Raw genomic sequence first — 20,692 nt, 5'->3', positions numbered from 1 at the left:
TATGAAAAACCGTCCTTTTTTAGCACGTCTCAGCAACTGGTCTGTATTTACTATACTTACTGTGATTGTGGTGGCTCTGATTATTTCATCCAACATTCTCATCAATAATCTGAGAAATAAAGAAGCTGAACGCATCAAAGTTTTTGCAACAGCCATCAAAATGATGCAGGGAAATCAGCAGAAAAGCTCAGAAACTCAGGAACTTTTATTTGCAATTCTTAAAGAAAATGATCAGATACCGGCCATTTTAACAGATGAAAACAAAAACCCGCTTATTTTCGAGGGAAGCTCCAGAAATATACCTCAGGAAGTTCTGGATGATCCTGAAGAACTCAAAAAACTCATCATCAAGATGGAGAGCAATTATAAACCATTCGAGCTTGAAATTTCAAAAGGAGACAAACAGCTGTTTTTCTTTGACAACTCAAAATTACTCAGTGATTTAAGATATTACCCTTATTTTTTGGGGCTCTTCATTATTGCATACCTTGCTTTTATCTTCTGGTTTTTAAGAACGATAAAAAAAACAGATGAAGGCTATCTCTGGGCCGGTTTGGCAAAAGAAACAGCACACCAGATCGGAACTCCTTTATCATCTATGATCGGCTGGATGGAAATCATGAAGCTGGAAACCCCGGATTCTGACGGTGTGAAAGAAATTGAAAAAGATATCGAAAGACTGCGTACAATTTCTGAAAGATTTTCTAAAATCGGTTCTGTTCCCGAACTCAATGACATGAATCTGAATGCCACCATCACCGAAAATTACGATTACCTCAAGACAAGAATTTCCAGAAGGGTAGATTTCAGTCTTAATCTTCCCAACTATCCGGTTTTGGTTCCGCATAATAAAATTCTGATCAGCTGGGTGATTGAAAATTTAGTAAAAAATGCTGTTGACGCGATGAAAGGCGAAGGAAAACTGCAAATCTGGATGATTGGTAAAAGCAAAAATATTCTGATAGAAGTAAAAGATAACGGAAGCGGAATGACGCACAACCAAGCCAGAAACGCCTTTAAACCGGGTTATTCTACAAAAAAACGGGGTTGGGGACTGGGTTTGAGTTTAGCCAAAAGGGTAGTGCAGGAATATCACAACGGCGATATAAAAATTTCCCAGACAGAAGTGGGAAAAGGAACAACATTCAGAATTTCAATCAGAAAATAATGAATCATTACCGGAATATATTGTGTAATTTAAAATACGGAAAAGCAAAAAAAACACTATTTTTGAAACATGATTACAGCAAAAAATATTCGTAAATCATACGGAAATTTAGAAGTTTTAAAAGGCGTTGATCTTCACATCAAAACAGGTGAAGTGGTCTCAATAGTTGGGGAATCCGGTGCGGGAAAGTCTACACTGCTGCAGATTCTGGGCACTTTAGACAGCCCCACGATCCCTAAAGACAACAGTACTGAAATCACAATTTCGGGAGAATCTTTCATCAGTATGAGTGATAAACAGATCTCGAAATTCAGGAATCAGAATATTGGTTTTGTATTTCAGTTTCACCAGTTATTACCTGAGTTTACAGCTCTTGAAAACGTTCTTTTGCCTACGAAAATCGCCGGTGCCAACGAAAGAGAAGCTATTAAAAAAGCAGAATCTATTTTTGAAGACCTGAAAATCCAGCACCGTTTAGACCATAAGCCCACTCAGCTTTCCGGAGGTGAAGCTCAGCGTGTAGCAGTTGCACGGGCATTGATCAATTCGCCAAAAATTATTTTCGCAGACGAACCAACAGGAAATCTGGATTCAAAAAACGCAGATGATCTGCACAGATTGTTCTTTGATCTGAGAGATAAATACAACCAGACTTTTGTCATCGTAACGCACAACCCAAATCTTGCCGAAATCACAGACCGAAAACTGGTGATGGTGGATGGTTTAATCGTAGAATAAAGTATGCTCAAAAATTTTCTTCTTTTTCTGATTCTGTTTTTTGTAAGTTGCGAAGGACGTTCGCAGACCGCCGATGTGCAGATTCCAAAAGAGAAAATCACTGAGCTGAAAAGTTTTATTAAAGACAGAAATTACAATCAGGATTTGGCTGTTTTTATCAATTTTAAAATTAAATCAGGCAAATACAGGTATTTTGTTTACGATCTGCAGAAAGATAAAATTCTGCAGTCGGCAATAGTTTCGCATGGCTCCGGCTCCAACAGCAGAGTGTACGGAGACCTGAAATTCAGCAATACCGAAAATTCATATCAGTCTTCGTTGGGGAAATATGAGATTAAAGAATCTTATTCCGGGAAATTCGGAAAGTCTTACCGTTTGGATGGTTTAGATCAAACCAACAGCAATGCGAGAAACCGTGCCATTGTAATTCATGCTCTGGACTGCGTTCCTGATGAGGAATCTGATGCTCCGTCATGTTTGAGTCTGGGCTGCCCAATGCTTTCTCCAAAAGCGTTTAAAGAAACTGCCAAGCACATCGACAGCTCAGAAAAGACGATAATTCTGTATGCTTTTTATTAATTTTAAATTGACAAAATGTCCATCAAATTTTTAGCAGAAGACGACAGACCGAGAGAGAAATTTTTACTGAAAGGTAAGAATTCACTTTCCGATTCTGAACTTTTGGCAATCATTATGGGCAGCGGCAGCAGAGACGAAACAGCGGTAGAATTAGCCAGAAAAATACTGGCTTCGGTGGATAACAGCTGGCATCAGTTGAGTTTACTTTCAATAAAAGATTTAACTAAATTTAAAGGCGTTGGCGAAGTAAAAGCCATATCCATTGCGACTGCTTTGGAAATTGGGAGAAGAAGAGCTGCACAGGAAATCCCCGACAAACCTCAAATTACAAGCAGTAAAACGGCTTACGATGTTTTGAAAATTCATTTATCAGATTTAAGAACCGAAGAATTTTGGGCTTTATTTTTAAACCAAAACAATAAAGTTGTGCATCTCAGTCAACTTACTCAAGGTGGGATCAATCAGTCTCTGGTGGATCTTCGGATTTTGTTTAAAATTGCGATGGATCATTTTGCGACAGGAATTATTGTTTCGCACAATCATCCGTCAGGAAATTTAAAACCCAGCCAGGAAGACATCAATATAACAAAAAAAATTAAGGACGCAGGAAATCTCCTGAACATCCAGCTTTTAGACCATCTCATCATCACCCAAAACGCATATTTAAGTTTTGCCGACGAAGGATTATTATGATTAGAAAACTTAAATACCACGAGATTGATTTTGAGAAATATAATCAATGTATCCATACTTCAGAACAGAAAAACTGGTATGCTCGAATAGAAATTTTAGACCACCTCTCAGGAAGCTGGGAAGTTTTGGTTTTGAACGATTACGAAGCTGTAATGCCTGTTCACCTGCAGAAAAAATATGGTATAAAGCTCGTAAGTATGCCACTTTTCTGTCAGCAGTTAGGTGTTTTCTCTAAAACGGATAATCCAAAAACAAATGATGTTTTTCTAAATTTTCTGAAAAAGAAATTTACTGTTTTTCTCTACAGTTTTAATGATAAAAATCAATTTTCAACGCAACTTCAGACAAGAAAAAACTACAAGATTCCTGTTTCTGATTATGCCTTTCTCAGAAAAAAAAAATATTTTAAAGGAAGAAAATCTACTGTAAAAGTTGCGCAGTATCTGAATTTTAAAGAATGTGAACTGAATGATGAAACATCAGAATTCATAAGAAGAAATTATAAAGGTTTGCTGACGAAAGATTTTTCAAAATTCGAGAAATATATTTTTTTTCTGAATCAAAACAAACACATCCGGCTATTTGGAGCACTGAAAGAAAATGAACTTATTAATCTGGCTATTATAATTGAAGACACTTGTGAATTTCATCTCCTTGCACTTTTAAACAAAGAAAAAAATATTGCTGATAACGGGGCTTCATTTTTAGTGGATAAAATTTTAGAACAGCATATCGGGCATACAAAATTTGATTTCATGGGCGGAAATATCCGTGGTATTGAGGTTTTTTTTAAAAGTTTTGGTGCAGAATTATGTGATTATCCATATCTTCAAAATAAATTTTTAACCCGATTAATCCGTTAAATGAAGTACTGTGCTTTCCTCCGTGGCGTAAACGTAAAAGGAACCAACATGAAAATGGCTGATGTCTGCAAAGTCTTTGTGGATGCGGGGATGAGTAATGTAAGTTCAATTTTGGCTTCGGGAAATATTATTTTTTCTTCTGATAAAACGAAATCTGATCTAAAAGTAATTCTGGAAAAAGCGATGTCTGATCATTTCAGCTATGAAGATTTCCTTTTCGTAAAAAACCGGAACGATGTAGAGAATTATTTGAATAGCAATCCGTTTCAGAAAAATGACGATTTTCACATTTATGTTTTTGTCTGCAATGAAAATTTTGAGAAAACTTTAATGGCTGAATTTGAAAATTCCTCAAAAGCAGAAAATGAAGAAGCAAAAATCGAAAACGGAATTTTTTACTGGCAGGTTCCGAAAGGAAATACTTTAGATTCGACATTTGGGAAGATTTTAGGTAAAAAAAGTATGAAAGATCAGTTTACCAGCAGAAATTTGAATACTTTTGAGAAGGTCATCAAAAAAATGACTTAATTTTTATGTATTTTTACTGAACTTATTTAATTTATAAAAATGATTCAGTACTTAGAAAACATACACCACAAAGATTCCAAAAACTTTTTCTTAATTGCCGGCCCGTGCATTATCGAGGGCGAAGATATGGCACTTAGAATTGCGGAGAAAGTTGTAGAATTAACCAACAAATACGAAATTCCATACATTTTTAAAGGAAGTTTTAAAAAAGCAAACAGAAGCAGAGTGGATTCTTTCACCACAATAGGCGAAGAAAAATCTCTTGAAATCTTAAAAAAAGTGGGCGAAACTTTCAATATTCCCACCACAACAGATATTCACGAAAACAAACACGCAGCTTTGGCAGCCCAATACGTTGATGTTTTGCAGATTCCCGCGTTTTTAGTTCGCCAGACCGATCTTTTGGTTGCAGCAGCTGAAACTGGAAAATGTGTTTCTTTGAAAAAAGGACAGTTTCTTTCTCCGGAATCAATGAAATTTGCAGTGGAAAAAATCACAGATTCCAATAACCAAAAAGTAGCGATTATCGAGAGAGGAAATTCTTTCGGATATACCGATTTAATTGTAGATTACAGAGGAATTCCCACGATGAGAAATTATGCACCTGTAATTTTGGATGTTACGCATTCACTTCAACAACCCAATCAAAGTTCAGGCGTTACCGGCGGAAGACCGGAATTAATTGAAACTGTTGCCAAAGCAGGTATTGCCGTAGGTGCAGACGGAATTTTCATTGAAACCCATCCAACTCCGGAAACTGCTTTATCAGACGGAGCAAACATGCTGAGACTCGATCTTCTGGAAGATTTACTTCAGAAACTGACGAGGGTAAGAGAAGCGATTTTATAAAAAGTTGGAATCTGGAAGTCAGAAGCTGGAAGTTTTATAGCTTTTGTTTTCAATTTTAATCTTAACCCTGGATTTTCACTATGTTTAAAAAACTCTCGTTCATATTTTTCTTTTCAATGTTTTTCTGGTCTTCGGCTCAGAAAACAGATTCTCTGCAGATAGATTTTCCGGCGGAGTATAAACTGAAACTGGCTAATTCAAAAGAAAATATGCAGATGAAAGTGCTGGAATATATTCCTGAAAATGAAAACTGGGAAAATTACAGCATCATTGTTACCAAACTGACGATGAAAAACACAGCTTCACTGCCCGTTGCAACTTTATTTGAATATCACAGAAAACAGGCGGAGGAAAAAGTACATCATCTCACTGTCACTGAGCTTTCTGAAAATAAACAGACCGGGAAAGAATACAAACTTTTCACTATGGAAGCTGATGCATACAAAGAATCAAAGGATGCAGAATCTCAGGTTTACTATTTTGTGAAAGGTGACAAAGATATTATTTTGTGCATCGCAGCTGTTAAACAGAAAAAACTTCCGGCAGAATTTGTAGATGAATGGTCAGAAATTTTTCTTAAAAGTAAGTTTATAAAATAAAATTTAATAATTTCACGTTCCGAAATCTTAAAGCATTTCTATTGAAAAAACTAGTTTTACCACTCAGTCTCGTTCTTCCCGTACTTGCGTTTTCGCAGGTAAAAAAGAAAGACACCACAAAAATCAATACAATTGAAGAAATTGTTTTCCAGAGAAAAGACAGAGGGAAAACCAATGATCTTACTTCAGTGAAAATATCAGCGCGGGATGCACAGAACGTGGCAAGTATTTCCGGAGGTATTGAAGGCCTGATCAAAACTCTGCCATCCGTCAACTCCAATACCGAGCTTTCTTCACAGTACATGGTGCGTGGTGGAAACTATGACGAAAACCTTATTTACATTAATGATATTGAGATTTACAGACCTTTTCTCATCAGAAATTCTCAGCAGGAAGGCTTAAGTATCATTAACTCCGATATGGTTTCTACAGTGAACTTTTCTGCCGGCGGTTTTGAACCCAGATACGGTGATAAAATGTCCTCAGCATTAAATATTTACTATCGTGAGCCTGAAAAATCTGAAGTTTCAGGTGAAGCAAGTTTAATCGGAGGGAGACTGACTGCCGGTTTAGCTTCAAAAAACAAAAAACTGACCGCTTTATTTTCAGGAAGATACAGAAATACAAATCTGGTTCTGAACACTTTGAATGAAGACACAGATTTCAACCCAAAATATTACGATTTTCAGTCTTATATCAATTACCATTTCAACGAAAAACTATCACTTTCGTTCATAGGATTTTATTCTAAAAACGATTATGAAATGATTCCTAAAGAAAGAGAAGTTAATTTTGGAAGTGTAAGTCAGCCGATCAATCTTAATGTTTTTTACAACGGAAGAGAAAATGACGCTTACAAAAATATGATGGGAACAGTTTCTTTAAACTATAAACCTTCAGAAAAATGGAAATTTACTTTAGACAGTTTTGCTTACCAGAACCGTGAAAGAGAATATTACACCATCGCATCCAGCTATATTTTACAGACTTTTGACCCGATTACCGGCGCACCTGTAACTTCATACGACGTGGGCGGACAGATAGAACACGCAAGAAACGATTTGTTTGTAAGAACTTACGGAGCTCAGCTGAGAACTAAGTTTTCGCCAAATGTGAACACGGATCTTGAGTTTGGATTAAAATTCGAGAAAGAAAATCTTCAGGATTTAACTAATGAATACAAACTGGTTGATTCTTCAGGTTACAGCATTCCTACACAGAATTTTGACCCGCGTTTTCCGGATGCTTCAGAGCTGGATTTATTCTACAGCATTGCCGGTAAAAACCATATTGAGCCTACGAGGGTCTCTGCATACGGACAATATTCTCAGAAATTTTACTGGGGTTCCAGCAGGGTTTTTATTAATGCCGGAGCTAGAGTAGCACACTGGAGTTTTAACAACGAAACGATTATTTCTCCAAGAGCGCAGTTTGCGATAAAGCCGGAGTGGAATGCTGATATGCTCTTCACTTTATCAGGAGGGATTTATTACCAGGCACCTTTTTACAAGGAAATTAAAGATTTAAACGGTAATTTCAATTCAAACATAAAATCCCAGAGATCAATTCAGGCTATCCTGAAAAACGATTACGAATTTACTTTTGAAGACCGTCCTTTTAAACTTACAACGGAGCTTTACTACAAAAAAATGGACAATCTGATTCCTTACTACATGGATAATGTGAGGATCAGATATTCAGGAAAAAACAACGCAACCGGCTACGCTTATGGTATTGACACAAGGCTTTTCGGGGAATTTGTACCGGGAATTGATTCCTGGTTATCGGCAAGTTACGCACGCGTTTTTGAAAACATTGATGGAAGAGGCAACATTCCGAGACCGACAGATCAGCGTTTAAGATTTGCAATGTTTTATCAGGACTATATGCCGAAATTCCCTTCAATGAGAGTGAATTTAACTTTAACCTATGCAATGGGACTTCCGAATGGTGCACCGGTTTTTACAGATCCTTATCAGTATCAGAAAACTTTACCATCGTATAAAAGGGTAGATTTAGGTTTGTCTAAAGTTTTTATCGACAGAAAAGACAAGAAGAAAACCTACGGATTCTGGGGGAATTTTGAAGAATTAATTTTAGGAGTACAGGTTTTTAATGCTTTTAATATCAACAATACGGTTTCTAACCAGTGGATTACAGATTCCAATACAAGCCTCATGTATCCGGTTCCTGTAAGATTAACGGGAAGATTCTTCAATGTAAAACTTGAATTTAAAATTAAATAATTACATGAAAGCAAAATTTTTATTTTTGGCTGTTGCCTTCGGTTCATCGATGGTTTTCGCTCAGTCAAAGAAAAATGTACAGGTTTCAAAACTTTATCAGAATTATATTGTCCTGAAAAATGCTTTGGCATCAGACAGTTCTGCAAAAGCTGCGGTTTCAGCTTCTGAGTTTTTGAAAACAGCATCGGGCTTAGATTCGAAGACGGTAAACAGTGCCAGTTTAAAGCAGATAAAGGATAATGCTCAGTTCATTTCGGCTTCTAAAGATATCAAAGTTCAGAGAGCGAAATTTCAGAACATTTCTGATCAGATGTTATCGCTCTCAAAAACATACAAATTGGCAGATAAAACCATTTATCTGCAGTATTGCCCAATGGCAGATGCGGCATGGCTCAGCAATGAGGCTAAAATCATCAATCCTTATTACGGAAGTTCGATGCTGAACTGCGGAAAAGTTCAGCAGGAAATAAAATAGTCCGTTAGTACAAAAAAACAGCTTCAGATGTTGATACAGAATCTGTTTATAAAAATTTTGTCTCAATCAAAAACAAGCAATCCTCAGAAAAAATAAATTTCTGAGGATTGTTTTGTTTATTAATCAATCTGCGGTTAAAAAGTCAGATTCATTTCATTAAAAATTATTGATATCTTTTATGTTCTTTCACTTTTACAAATCTTTTGGTGATAGGTTTCAGGAATGCTTTGTATTTTTCTGCGTCAAACAGCTGTGAATCTGTAAGTGCCTTGTACGTCATCCAGACTCCGAAGGGAAACAAAATAATATTGGGCAGCCAGGCGGCCAGGTAAGGATTCAGTTTGCCGGTCCACGCTACATTTTCAAAACCTACATTGATGACATAGAAAATGATGAAAATCACAATTGCGATGATTACCGGAAGACCCATACCTCCTTTTCTTATAATTGAGCCTAAACTCGCACCAATCATAAAGAAAATAATACAGGTGAAAGAATAGGTAAGAATTCTCTGCTGGTAAATTATTACTTTACTGAAGTATTTAACGCTGGGATTCAGCTCATTATTTTTTGTGTCTAAACTGCTTTTAAGATTGTCTAGCCTGTTGTATCCGTTAAAAATGAGGTCTAATTTTTTGTCAGTTTTTATAGTATCAATTTTGTACTGAGCTTTTACAGGAGCTTTCGTTTTGCTTTTGTCAAGATATGTAACTGCAGAACTGGTTTGAGAGATTAGATCTGAACTCATATTGTCCGCAAGCCGTTTGTTGTCTTTCTGAACGGTGGCAATTGTAGAATTAAGCTCATTAAAGGTCTGGAAACGGTAATCGTCTGTAATCTGCTCTTTTTCAATTGCTTTACTGATGAGTTCGCTGATATCGAAATGTGCAGTGAGCGTATCAAATTTTATGGCCTGATCCGGTTGTTTTACCCTCACATTTTCACCTTTTCCGGCATAGCTGTCTTCAAAAACGTAACCGTTAAAAAGTAAAAGTTTTAGGTAGGCAGGGTTGGTTGCTGGTGCAAATTCGCCTCTTTGGGCTACGATAGACTGTTGATTATCATAAGTATTTGCTTTTTTATGAATAAAAACTCCTTGCAGTTTTTCTGCATTTTTGCCCTCAATTTTATCAAATTTCACCATGTATCCGGGAATCTGGTCGATAAACTGACCGGGTGTGAAATTAAGCGCAGGTTTGGTCTGTGCAATATTAAAAAGCATATTTTTTGCCTTCCTCTGAAAGTCCGGAACAATATTATTAGAAAAGAAATAAAGGAGAATAGCTAAAACGGTTACCACTCCAAAAAGCGGAATCATTACTCTTGTTAAAGAAATTCCCGCCGCTTTCATTGCTGCCAGCTCATACCGCTCGCCAAATTCCCCGAATGACATAATGCTTGCGAGAAGAATAGTGAGTGGAAGTACCATTGTGATTACATTTACTCCCAGATAGAAGAGAAGTTTAAGAATCTGAAACGTGCTTAAACCCTTACCCATAAACTGCCCCAGCTGAATCCAGACAATATTGACGATAAAGATGAAAAACAGAACACTGAATATGAAAAAGAAAGGCCCGAAAAAGGTCTTGATAATATATCGGTCTAAAATTTTAAACATGAAGCAAATTTATAAAAAACAGATGATTATTGGATATAAAAAACATTTCAAAGAATTAGAGCCTTTTTAAATTTCATCAAAATTAATTTCTCTGACCCTCAAGGGAGTTAATTTTGATGAAATTTTCAAGGCATTTTTAAACGGCTCTTAATTAAGAAAAAAATTTATCTATAATTCAACAGATATTTGTATTTATATTGATTGTTATACTTTAGTATAAAGTTTATTGAAAATTTTAACAGATAAAAGGGTTTATGATGTATATTTGCCAGATATTAACTGGTATTTACATGAAAAAAATGATCTGCACTGTCTTTACAGTTGCATCCTTGCTGGCTACGGCACAAAAATCTACTCATCTATCAAGGTTTGCTGCCGATACAAAAGCACAGATTTCTTTTAACTCAAATACTGCTACACCAAATTTTATAATATTTCCACAAGCAGAAAAAATTCAGCTGAAGGGAAGTACTGCTTTAGAAAAAGCTCAAAGTTTTATTCAGGAAAATTTCGGAATCTTTAATCTTGAATCTCCTCAGGATCTGGTTTTAGTAAAAGAATTTATAGATAACTATGGACTGAAGAACGTTGTTTATGCGCAGACTTACAAAGGTGTACCTGTTTTTGACGGTGTTTTGAAATTTCATTTTAACAGGAATGAAGAGCTTACTTCCATCAATGGAAATATTATTCCAGACATCAATGATACTGCTTCCCCGGAAATTTCGATTGAGGTAGCCATAAAAAACGCAAAATCTATAGTAAAAGATCAGAAACTTGGTTTTAAAGATCTGCCCCTGGAGATTGGAAGGCAGAGACTGCTGATGTTCCCGAGAGGCCTCGCTCAGGGAGAACCGATCAGTACTTTCCTGGCTTATGAAATTGAGGTTACCAACAAAAATGATGTACGTGAATTTGTCTTTATCAACGCTCACACGGGAAAACTCGTAGATCAGTTTACAGGAATTCATAATGTGATAGACAGAAAACTGTATGAAACCAATACAAATGCCGCCAATCTAAAATGGCAGGAGGGAAATGCATTGCCGGGAACGCTTGACCAGTGGCAGCAGAATGAGGTCATCACTTCTGAGCATGTTTATAACTTCTTCAAAAACGCATTTAATTATGTTTCATACGATGGCGCAGACCATAGCATGATCACCATCAACAATAACCCAAATATCAGCTGTCCCAATGCCAACTGGAATGGCGTTACAGCCAATTACTGCACAAACATTGCTGCAGATGACGTTGTGGCACATGAGTGGGGTCATGCGTATACAGAATATACGAGTGATTTAATTTATCAGTATCAGTCTGGGGCACTTAATGAATCTTATTCTGACGTTTGGGGAGAAACAATAGATTTGCTGAATAACTACCAGGACAGCGGCGAAAATCTGGCAGTCCGCACTACTTCTGCATGTTCCAATACACAGCGATGGAAAATGGGAGAAGATGTAACAGCAACCGGTATACCCGCACCCTTGAGAGATATGTGGAACCCCAACTGTAACGGAAATCCCGGTAATATGCTTGATGCAAATTACTACCACTGTGCCGCAACAGATTCTGGCGGCGTGCATATAAATTCGGGAGTTGGGAATCATCTTTATGCTTTACTGGTAGACGGAGGTACATACGGCGGCTACACGGTTACACCTATCGGATTTACAAAAGCTGCCCATTTGTGGTGGAGAGCACAGAATGTATATCTCACTTCTACCAGCAACTATTCTGCGTTTGCAGATGCTTTAGAAAGCTCATTTAATGATCTTATTGGCATTAACCTTCAGGGTCTTACAACATCAGCTGCTCCTGCAGGTCCTTCAGGGCAGATATTTTCAATTGGCGAACTTCAGAATCTGCAGAATGCTTTATTGGCAGTAAAACTTCGTTCTTCTGTAAATACGCAGTGCAACTTCACCAAAGTTTTGCCCGCACCTGCACCAGAGCTTTGTACAAATGCTACATCAGCTCCGTTATTTCAGGAAAAATGGGAAAACGGATTAGGAAGCTGGACTGCAACAAATATTGGCACTAACACTACCTGGACGCAGAGAAACTGGGTTATTGATTCTACCCTGCCACGAGGCAGAGCAGGAAAAGCAATTTTTGGCATTGACCCAAATAATGGAAACTGCTCAACCAACTTTCAAAACGGAATTTTGAGACTTGAAAGTCCGCTGATTACCTTTCCGGCTTACACAGCAGGTAACTATGAAATGGCATTTAACCATTATGTAGCAACTGAAGCATCGTATGACGGAGGAAATATTAAATACAGCCTCAATGGCGGGGCGTGGACGTTGGTTCCATCAAGCGCGTTTACACTCAATCCCTACAATACTAATCTGGCTACGGCCCAAAACGACAATCCTTTGAGCGGACAAGCTGCTTTTAACGGAATGGATAAGGGAGAGCTAGAAAGCACCTGGGGACAGAGTATCGTTAACCTTACGACTTTAGGTGTAACTCCCGGATCTAATATTAAATTCAGATTTGAAATGGGAACTGATGGCTGCGGTGGAGTAGATGGATGGTACATTGATGAGATCTACGTGTACAACTGTAATTTTGCCGCCTTAAGCACGCAGGAAACTGAAAAAATGAAAGGCTTATCAGTATATCCAAATCCTACTTCGGGGATCATCACGATAAGTAACAGCAGAAATGTAGAGGTGAAAAGTGCAGAGCTTTACAATGTTGCTGGTCAGCTTTTACAGATATATCCTCTAGATAAATCTTCAGAAAACAGACTGGATTTAACGCAGGTTACAAAAGGAAATTATATCCTGAAAGTTGTTACAAAAGATAAAACTCAGAATTTTAAAATAATAAAAAAGTAAAGTGAAATAAGAAATGCCTGTGAAATCCGCAGGCATTTTTTATGTGAAAACAATATTCAATTGCAAAAAAATCCCGCGCTTGCGGGATTTCTGTATTATAATTCTGTAACCAGATAGCTTTTATATTTGTTCTTATCGAAAGTGAACATCTGAGAATCGAGCTGTTGGTTTTCTTTGTATTCCTGAATGGCAATTACGGCGATGTCTTTATTGTTACCGTATTGTTCCAGCTTCAGCATTTGTTTTTTAGCAGAATCGATGTAAAGATAAACGTGCTGCAGTCCGTTTGATTTTACGGGAGTCAGTTTGATGAAATCTGCGCTTACTCCATTAATTGTTTTCTTCCCGCTGTACGTCACATTATAATCTTTTCTGTAGCTCGAAAGGTAGTTGATAGGAGAAAACATCTGGCTTCCTGCATTTGGTTTTGCCACCGTAACTTCCTGATCCTCAGTATTGATGTTGTAAATTTTACTTCCATCGAAAATCTGCTCAGTTTCCATGATTTTCAGTTTGTATTTGTTCCCGGCAGCGTAGTAAATTCCAGTTTCAGTTTTATCCACTTTCCCGTTCAGTCCGCTTCCGAAAGAAAATTTAAAGTAAGAATTTTTTTTAGCATTATAATTGGCTGTTACATCATCCAGGATTTTCTTGGATTTTGCATCGATTTTCTGAGCCTGAGCCATTCCTGCGTTGATGATAATTAAACCTGCTGCAGTTATTTTCAATAATAGATTTTTCATTTTATAAATTTCTGTTCTGTACTTTAGACGTTAATTTAAGTCTTAAGTTAAAGGTTAGGTATTAATATCAGTTAAAACTTTAAATTTTTGGTTCTAATGATTTTTTAAGTTTAAATAAAATCAAATGGATTTAAGCTTAATCATGATGTTCAGATACAATCTTAATCAAACTGACTAAACCCAAAAATTTAAATGTTTTTAGAGCCTGTTTAAAAATGGTTAAAGAAAAAATTAACTCCCATGTCATCCTGAGCTTGTTGAAGGAAGGGGCGTGGAAATTAATTTTGATGAAATTTAAACAGGCTCTTACTTTTTAGAAAATTATTTTTTCTAATTTTAATTTCGCAGGTCTTCCAAAAACTGTTCCAAAGAATGAAGATCGCTTATGAGAACTTCTCTTGCTTTAGCCCCATTAAAACCACCTACCAAACCGCTTGCTTCCAGCTGATCCATTATTCTTCCCGCTCTGTTGTAACCTAATTTCAGCTGTCTCTGAAGCATCGAAGTAGAACCTTGCTGTGTAGAAACGATAATTCTTGCGGCCTCTTCAAACAATACATCTTTCTCATTCGGATCAAACGCGCCAACGGTGCTTGCCCCGTCTTCAGAAACAAATTCAGGCAACATAAATGCTGAAGCGTAACCTTTCTGTTCACCGATATATTCTGCCAGTCTTTCCACCTCGGGAGTATCAACAAAAGCGCATTGAAGTCTCAAAATTTCGTTTCCGTTGAAATAAAGCATATCTCCTTTACCAATCAGCTGATCTGCACCGGTAGAATCCAGAATCGTACGGGAATCTACACTTGAAATCACTCTGAAAGCAGCTCTCGCAGGGAAGTTTGCCTTAATCATACCCGTAATTACGTTTACAGAAGGTCTTTGTGTAGCTACAATTAAGTGAATTCCCACGGCTCTTGCCAGCTGTGCCAGTCTTGCAATCGGAAGCTCCACTTCTTTACCGGCGGTCATAATCAAATCTGCAAACTCATCCACTACCAAAACAATGTAAGGCAAATAACGGTGACCGTTTTCAGGATTCAGTTTTCTTTCGCTGAATTTTTTGTTGTATTCCTTCAGGTTTTTACAGAAAGCATTTTTAAGCAAATCATAACGCTGATCCATCTCTATACAAAGTGAATTTAATGTATTGATTACTTTATTGGTATCTGTAATGATTGCATCATCCGAATCAGGAAGTTTGGCTAAATAATGTCTTTCAATTTTAGAATACAGAGAAAGTTCCACTTTTTTAGGATCCACCATCACAAATTTCAGTTCGCTTGGATGTTTTTTGTAAAGTAGGGAAGTCAGAATCGCATTGATACCCACAGATTTGCCCTGTCCGGTAGCTCCAGCCATCAGAAGGTGGGGCATTTTAGACAAATCAGCCATAAAAACTTCATTGGAAATTGTTTTACCGAAAACCACCGGCAAATCCATATCTGTATTCTGAAATTTTTGAGAAGCAATTACTGATCTCATAGAAACCATCGTGGGATTTTTTCTCGGAACCTCAATTCCGATTGTACCTTTACCTGGCATCGGTGCAATAATTCTGATTCCTAAAGCGGAAAGATTTAAAGCAATATCATCCTGTAATTTTTTGATGGAGGCCACTCTGATCCCCGCTTCAGGAACGATCTCGTACAAAGTAACAGTTGGCCCGATGGTCGCTTTAATTTCAGCAATTCCGACGTTGAAGTTTTTCAGAAGACCAACAATTTTATTTTTATTTTCTTCTAATTCATCTTTATTGATTGAAATTTCTTCATTTCCATAATCTTTCAGGAGATCTAAAGGAGGCATTTGAAATTTAGCCAAATCCAATCGGTGGTTGTATAAACCATGCTTATCAACCAAATCCTGAGACTGCTTATCTGCATCATCCACAATGTCGATTACCGGAGCAACTTCTACTTTAAATGAAATATTATCCGCAGAATTAACGTTTTTTGTATTTACTTCAAAAGCATCTGTTGGGCTCGTTTTAGGAAGCACTGCAGCGGGAGTTTGCATTGTAAGATTCACAGAATTGGCAAACTCAACCGGTTTTTCCGATTCAGCATTAAAGGAAGTCTGATTGGGAGTGACGATAGGATCCAGCTTAGGCTCTTCTATTTTAATTTCAGGAATGATTTCTGTCTTTTTTGGGGCAGAAACCACTTCCTGTACTGTGATTTTTGGTTCCTGCTGAATTTCTTCTTCCACAGCCAGTTCCTGATCTGCATCAAAATCCTCTTCAGAATTTGGCATCATTGCTTTCACTCTTCCGATTGTATTTTCATTTATAGAATCCAGCCTGTTTTTGATTGAGCTTGGTCTTAAATTAAATTCAAGAATGAAATAGAGTAAAATGCTTACAGCTAAAACCACCCAAAGTCCCACAGAACCGATCATTGAAACCATAGTATCCATAATCTGATATCCGTAAACACCACATAGTACACTCTGACCTTTGGTTACTGCCCCGAAAAAAATCGGGAGCCAGCAGATGAAAAAAAGCGAATGCCCAAACGTCATCCATGGTTTAAAAATTTTCTTTTTCAGAATCATTGTTCCGAAAACCACAAACAGAAATGCCACAATAAATGCTGCAACTCCTATACTTTCATAGATGAAAATTTTGCCCAGCCACTGCCCGAGTTTTCCGAAAATATTAGAAGATTTTATGGTTTTGTCAAGCAGTGCACCAGCCTGGCTTTGGTCTGATTTCCAGTTGAATAAGTAGGATATAAACGATATTGTAAGAATCCCGGCAAATACAATAAACAGCAAACCGAAAAAGATTCTCGGTTTCGATAAGATTTTAGATTGTTCCTGAGTGACAGGCTGCGATTTTTGTGTTTTCTTTTCCATAGCTTCAATGTGGGCAAATTTAATGTTTTTTTAGTAGAAATCTCTGTAAAATATGTGGGCGTTTAAGCAGAAATTTTCTTAAAACATCCTTCAAAACGATCCTTTTTTTATTGGAAATGAGACTTTAAATTAATTATTAAGAACGATTCCAAACAAGCTGACTGTGGCTCTTGGCTGACAAATAACAGTTTTTTTTCTCGACCTTTCGTTTTTTCATCCTTATTTTTGCAAGTCAAGTAAATAAATCATGAAGAAGTTAACAGACATTCTTATTTCTACCCGAACGATGGCGGTACTTTTGCTGGTATATGCCTTCTCTATGGCCTATGCCACCTTTCTTGAAAACGACTACGGGACGCCGGCTGCCAAGGCACTCATCTATGAAGCCAAATGGTTTGAGCTGGTAATGTTTCTGCTGATCCTTAATTTCTGCGGAAACATTGCAAGATACCGTCTTTACAGAAGAGAAAAATGGCCGGTTCTGGTTTTTCACCTTTCCTTTATTTTGATATTTATTGGCGGTGCAATTACCAGATATATCAGTTTTGAAGGCCAAATGAGCATCCGTGAAGGTGAAACTACCAATGAGATTGTTACAGATAAACATTTCTTCAAAATTCAGATTGAAGAAAAAGGTGATGTGCTCACGTATCAGGACATTCCCTATCTGATGTCGCCACTGCATAAGGATTTTGAAGCCAATTACGAGTTTCACAACAAGAAAATTAAAGTGGTAGCGAAAGATTACATCCAGAGAAAAAAAGACAGTTTGGTACCAAATAGTAAGGGTGCAGAATATCTTCATCTGGTATCTACCGGAAGCACAGGAAGACAGAATATTTACCTGAAACAGGGCGAAACCAAGTCTGTAAACGGAACCTTAGTATCGTTCGGAAGAGCAATTGAAGGAGCTGTGGAATTTGCCTTAAATGGCGGACAGATCATGATTAAAACGCCTGTAGATGCAGCTTATATGACGATGGCAACTCAGGCTACAGGTACAACTCTGAAAGATCAGTTTCAGCCTTTGGTTTTGAGAAGTTTATATACGATTAATGATTTAAAACTGGTAGTACCTGAAGGTTTAAGGAAAGGAAATCTAATTGCCGTGGAAGGCGACAGAAAAAAAGACCAGAATGTTCCGGATCAGCTGACTGTTGAAATTCAGGGACCAAAAACAAAACAAATTGTAGATTTATCTGTAGAGAGAGGAAACCCAAATGCTTACAAACAGGTCACAATGGATGGGCTGAATATCATGATGGGCTTCGGACCTAAAATTTACACAACACCATTCAACATAAAATTAGATGATTTCGTTATGGAAACTTATCCCGGAAGTACATCTCCAAGTGCGTATGAAAGTCATGTAAAAATAATTGATGAAGGTAAAGAAACACCTTATAAAATCTACATGAATAATGTTTTAAACTATAAAGGTTACCGTTTCTTCCAGGCAAGTTATACGCCAGACAGAATGGGAACTTTACTCTCTGTAAACCACGATTTCTGGGGAACTTTAATTTCTTATATCGGTTATGCATTTTTATTCGGTGGAATGTTTGTGATGTTCTTCTGGAAGGGAACGCATTTCTGGAAATTGAATAGAATGCTGAAAGATATCAGTAAAAAGAAAGCAGCAACCATTCTTTTAGTTCTTTTAAGCATTGGTCTGAATGCTCAGAAAATAGAAATGCACGGTAAGGATGACGGAAGCAGAGAGCATACTCATGTGGAAGATGATGGCCATACGCACGAAGTTGCTCCGGAAAAGCCTCTGCCAAAGCAAAATTCACTGGCAGGGCCTTTAACTCAAATGAGAAATATATCTGCTGACGAAATCATTGCTAAAAACAAAATCAGCAGAGAACATGCAGACAAATTTGGATATCTGTTGGTACAGAATTACGAGGGTAGAATTGTTCCGATTAACACAGAGGCGTTAGACGTCTTGAGAAAATTATATAAACACGATAAGTTTAAAGGAACTGACGGAAAATATCTTACCGCCGAGCAGTGGTTTATTTCTATCAATACCGATACCCCAAGCTGGACAATGGTTCCTCTGATTAAAATAGATTCTAAAGGAGGAGAAGAACTTTTAAAAAAAACAAAGGCAGATGAAGATGGCTATACTTCTCTGATGAATCTTTTCCCGGCTGATGCCAACGGAAATCTTACCTACATTCTTGATGCTGATTTCAACACAGCTTTCAGAAAAAAACCTTCTGAACAATCTGAATATGACAAACAGATTATTAAAATAAACGAAAAAGTTCAGATTTTTAACGGTTTCTTCAGCGGGCAGTTTATGAGAATTGTACCTGTGAAAAACGATTCTAATCACACATGGAACAGCTGGTTAAACCAAAAAATGGAACCAGATGCTGAATCTCAACAAGTGATGGGACCTTATTTTGCAGAAGTTCTTCAGGCACAGAAATCCGGAAACTGGAGCAGGGCAGACGGCGAACTCAAAAAACTTTCAGATTATCAGCAGAAATGGGGTAAAGCAGTAGTTCCTTCTGAATCTAAAGTTAATCTTGAGGTTTTTATGAACAAATTAAACATCAATTTTGCGCTTTTGATTTTCTACACGTTTGTTGGTGGATTCTTAATTATCCTGGGCTTTATAGAACTTTTCAAACCGAAAAAGATGCTTACTGTTGCCATCAGGGCAATCATTTATATTGGGATAGTTGGTTATTTTTTACATTTTTTAGGTTTGGTAGGAAGATGGTATATTTCTGGCCACGCCCCATGGAGTAATGGTTACGAGGCCATTGTTTTCATCTCATGGATTGGAATTTCTGCAGGTCTTGCCTTTTATTTCGGTTTCGGGAAGAGCAGCGGTGACCAGACAGGAGAAAAAGTACTTTCTGAGAAAAAAAGTTTTTTCAGCACTAAAAACAATTCAAACGCATTAATCCCAGCGGCAGGATTTATGGTTGCAGTGATTATGATGGGTTTTGCCCACGGGGGTTCGGCGCTTGACCAGCAGATTACACCGTTAGTCCCTGTATTGAAGTCTTATTGGCTGATTGTACACGTTGCGATCATCGTTTCAAGTTACGGTTTCTTTGCACTGTCAATGATTATTGCAGTAATTTCACTGGTATTTTACATTATTGCAGACAAAAAATTATTCAAATTTCATAATGACACAACATTAAAAGAACTGGCTATTGTTTCTGAAATGTCTTTAACCATTGGTCTTTTCACACTAACCGTTGGTAACTTCCTTGGGGGAATCTGGGCAAATGAATCATGGGGAAGATACTGGAGCTGGGATCCAAAAGAAACTTGGGCCTTCATTTCAATCATGGTGTACGCTTTCGTTTTACACATGAGATTAGTTCCGGGATTAAGAAGCAGATGGGCTGTTCACGTAGCAACCATGTTTGCATTCTGTTCAATGGTGATGACCTATTTTGGAGTAAATTATTATCTGAGCGGACTTCACTCATATGCAGCAGGAGATCCGGTTCCAATCCCGATTTGGGTTTATCTTGGTTTGGCAACGATGCTTACTTTGGCAATAGTTTCTTATATCAAATTTAAAGCACTCACTAAAAAATAAAAAAATATCCTGAAGAATTTTCTTTGGGATATTTTTTTCTTTACAAAAAAAAGAATCCGCTATTTAGGAGCGGACTCAGTAGATAAATACATCTCATTTTTTTAGTTAGACAACAACAAAAAAGCACAGCCGACAATGCTGTGCTTAAATTTTATATCAAATTTAATTGCAATTTCTGAAAATGGAAAAGCAAGAAAAGTTTTCATTTCATTTTTATTACATAGTAAATTTAGGAATAATTTTAATACGCAATATAAATTTAATGTTAAAATTCACAGGTTATCCACATTTTTTTGTGGATA

General features: G+C 37.2%; 15 protein-coding genes. 12 read left to right on the top strand and 3 right to left on the bottom strand.

Translation table 11 applies throughout. The annotated features are described in order from the left end of the window. Nucleotide 1: 1 nt before the first annotated feature. From ASG31_RS07595 to ASG31_RS07550, 10 genes are all read left to right on the top strand, one after another. Nucleotides 2-1,168: a sensor histidine kinase gene (locus tag ASG31_RS07595; RefSeq protein ID WP_056030121.1), complete on the top strand. Its 1,167-nt coding sequence runs from the start codon at nt 2-4 to the stop codon at nt 1,166-1,168. 69 nt (nt 1,169-1,237) lie between these two features. After that, nucleotides 1,238-1,906, top strand: coding sequence for an ABC transporter ATP-binding protein (locus ASG31_RS07590; protein ID WP_056030118.1), 669 nt, complete (start codon nt 1,238-1,240; stop codon nt 1,904-1,906). A 3-nt stretch (nt 1,907-1,909) separates the two neighbouring features. Continuing rightward, nucleotides 1,910-2,485, top strand: a complete 576-nt coding sequence (locus ASG31_RS07585) for a murein L,D-transpeptidase catalytic domain-containing protein (RefSeq protein WP_056030115.1) — start codon at nt 1,910-1,912, stop codon at nt 2,483-2,485. Between the two features lie 15 nt (nt 2,486-2,500). Further along, nucleotides 2,501-3,178 (top strand): RadC family protein, encoded by a 678-nt coding sequence (gene radC / locus ASG31_RS07580; protein ID WP_056030113.1) that lies wholly within the window; start codon nt 2,501-2,503, stop codon nt 3,176-3,178. Then, nucleotides 3,175-4,041 (top strand): hypothetical protein, encoded by an 867-nt coding sequence (locus tag ASG31_RS07575; RefSeq protein ID WP_056030110.1) that lies wholly within the window; start codon nt 3,175-3,177, stop codon nt 4,039-4,041. Before radC ends, ASG31_RS07575 begins: the two co-directional genes overlap by 4 nt. Then, complete coding sequence (locus tag ASG31_RS07570; RefSeq protein ID WP_056030107.1) at nt 4,042-4,569, top strand: DUF1697 domain-containing protein; 528 nt, start codon at nt 4,042-4,044, stop codon at nt 4,567-4,569. It abuts the gene before it with no gap. Between the two features lie 39 nt (nt 4,570-4,608). Then, on the top strand, nt 4,609-5,418 hold the full coding sequence (kdsA, locus tag ASG31_RS07565) for a 3-deoxy-8-phosphooctulonate synthase (RefSeq protein WP_056030104.1): 810 nt from the start codon (nt 4,609-4,611) through the stop codon (nt 5,416-5,418). A gap of 80 nt (nt 5,419-5,498) precedes the next feature. Then, complete coding sequence (locus ASG31_RS07560; RefSeq protein ID WP_131725516.1) at nt 5,499-6,017, top strand: hypothetical protein; 519 nt, start codon at nt 5,499-5,501, stop codon at nt 6,015-6,017. A gap of 41 nt (nt 6,018-6,058) precedes the next feature. Further along, a complete protein-coding gene (locus ASG31_RS07555) occupies nt 6,059-8,263 on the top strand; it encodes a TonB-dependent receptor plug domain-containing protein (protein ID WP_056030098.1) in 2,205 nt (734 codons plus the stop codon). Nucleotides 8,264-8,267: 4 nt separating this feature from the next. After that, a complete protein-coding gene (locus ASG31_RS07550) occupies nt 8,268-8,738 on the top strand; it encodes a DUF3347 domain-containing protein (protein WP_056031365.1) in 471 nt (156 codons plus the stop codon). A gap of 163 nt (nt 8,739-8,901) precedes the next feature. On the opposite strand, the gene ASG31_RS07545 is transcribed toward ASG31_RS07550, so the two are convergent. After that, entirely contained in the window at nt 8,902-10,356 is a 1,455-nt protein-coding gene (locus ASG31_RS07545) for an LptF/LptG family permease (protein ID WP_056030095.1), read from the bottom strand. A 299-nt stretch (nt 10,357-10,655) separates the two neighbouring features. Between ASG31_RS07545 and ASG31_RS07540 the strand changes: the two genes are divergently transcribed. Next, on the top strand, nt 10,656-13,208 hold the full coding sequence (locus ASG31_RS07540) for a M4 family metallopeptidase (RefSeq protein ID WP_056031361.1): 2,553 nt from the start codon (nt 10,656-10,658) through the stop codon (nt 13,206-13,208). 95 nt (nt 13,209-13,303) lie between these two features. Here ASG31_RS07540 and ASG31_RS07535 read toward each other — a convergent pair whose 3' ends face one another. Further along, nucleotides 13,304-13,951, bottom strand: coding sequence for a LolA family protein (locus ASG31_RS07535; RefSeq protein WP_056030092.1), 648 nt, complete (start codon nt 13,949-13,951; stop codon nt 13,304-13,306). 336 nt (nt 13,952-14,287) lie between these two features. Then, the gene (locus tag ASG31_RS07530) at nt 14,288-16,810 is read right to left on the bottom strand and encodes an FtsK/SpoIIIE family DNA translocase (RefSeq protein ID WP_056030087.1); all 2,523 of its coding nucleotides are present in this window, start codon (nt 16,808-16,810) and stop codon (nt 14,288-14,290) included. Between the two features lie 247 nt (nt 16,811-17,057). Here ASG31_RS07530 and ccsA point away from each other — a divergent pair, with 247 nt between their 5' ends. Then, nucleotides 17,058-20,390, top strand: a complete 3,333-nt coding sequence (ccsA, locus tag ASG31_RS07525) for a cytochrome c biogenesis protein (RefSeq protein ID WP_056030084.1) — start codon at nt 17,058-17,060, stop codon at nt 20,388-20,390. Nucleotides 20,391-20,692: the final 302 nt, after the last annotated feature.

The organism is Chryseobacterium sp. Leaf404 (assembly GCF_001424145.1).
Lineage (GTDB): Bacteria > Bacteroidota > Bacteroidia > Flavobacteriales > Weeksellaceae > Chryseobacterium.
Note: the sequence above shows the minus strand (reverse complement) of the source record. Positions and strands in the feature narration are given on the sequence as shown.

Coding starts and splice junctions, on each gene's coding strand:
- ASG31_RS07590 (WP_056030118.1), top strand. CDS start 1,238: ATGATTACAGCAAAAAATATTCGTAAATCATACGGAAATTTAGAAGTT.
- ASG31_RS07535 (WP_056030092.1), bottom strand. CDS start 13,951: ATGAAAAATCTATTATTGAAAATAACTGCAGCAGGTTTAATTATCATC.
- kdsA (WP_056030104.1), top strand. CDS start 4,609: ATGATTCAGTACTTAGAAAACATACACCACAAAGATTCCAAAAACTTT.
- ASG31_RS07530 (WP_056030087.1), bottom strand. CDS start 16,810: ATGGAAAAGAAAACACAAAAATCGCAGCCTGTCACTCAGGAACAATCT.
- ASG31_RS07545 (WP_056030095.1), bottom strand. CDS start 10,356: ATGTTTAAAATTTTAGACCGATATATTATCAAGACCTTTTTCGGGCCT.
- ASG31_RS07585 (WP_056030115.1), top strand. CDS start 1,910: ATGCTCAAAAATTTTCTTCTTTTTCTGATTCTGTTTTTTGTAAGTTGC.
- ASG31_RS07540 (WP_056031361.1), top strand. CDS start 10,656: ATGATCTGCACTGTCTTTACAGTTGCATCCTTGCTGGCTACGGCACAA.
- ccsA (WP_056030084.1), top strand. CDS start 17,058: ATGAAGAAGTTAACAGACATTCTTATTTCTACCCGAACGATGGCGGTA.
- ASG31_RS07575 (WP_056030110.1), top strand. CDS start 3,175: ATGATTAGAAAACTTAAATACCACGAGATTGATTTTGAGAAATATAAT.
- ASG31_RS07560 (WP_131725516.1), top strand. CDS start 5,499: ATGTTTAAAAAACTCTCGTTCATATTTTTCTTTTCAATGTTTTTCTGG.
- ASG31_RS07570 (WP_056030107.1), top strand. CDS start 4,042: ATGAAGTACTGTGCTTTCCTCCGTGGCGTAAACGTAAAAGGAACCAAC.
- radC (WP_056030113.1), top strand. CDS start 2,501: ATGTCCATCAAATTTTTAGCAGAAGACGACAGACCGAGAGAGAAATTT.
- ASG31_RS07595 (WP_056030121.1), top strand. CDS start 2: ATGAAAAACCGTCCTTTTTTAGCACGTCTCAGCAACTGGTCTGTATTT.
- ASG31_RS07550 (WP_056031365.1), top strand. CDS start 8,268: ATGAAAGCAAAATTTTTATTTTTGGCTGTTGCCTTCGGTTCATCGATG.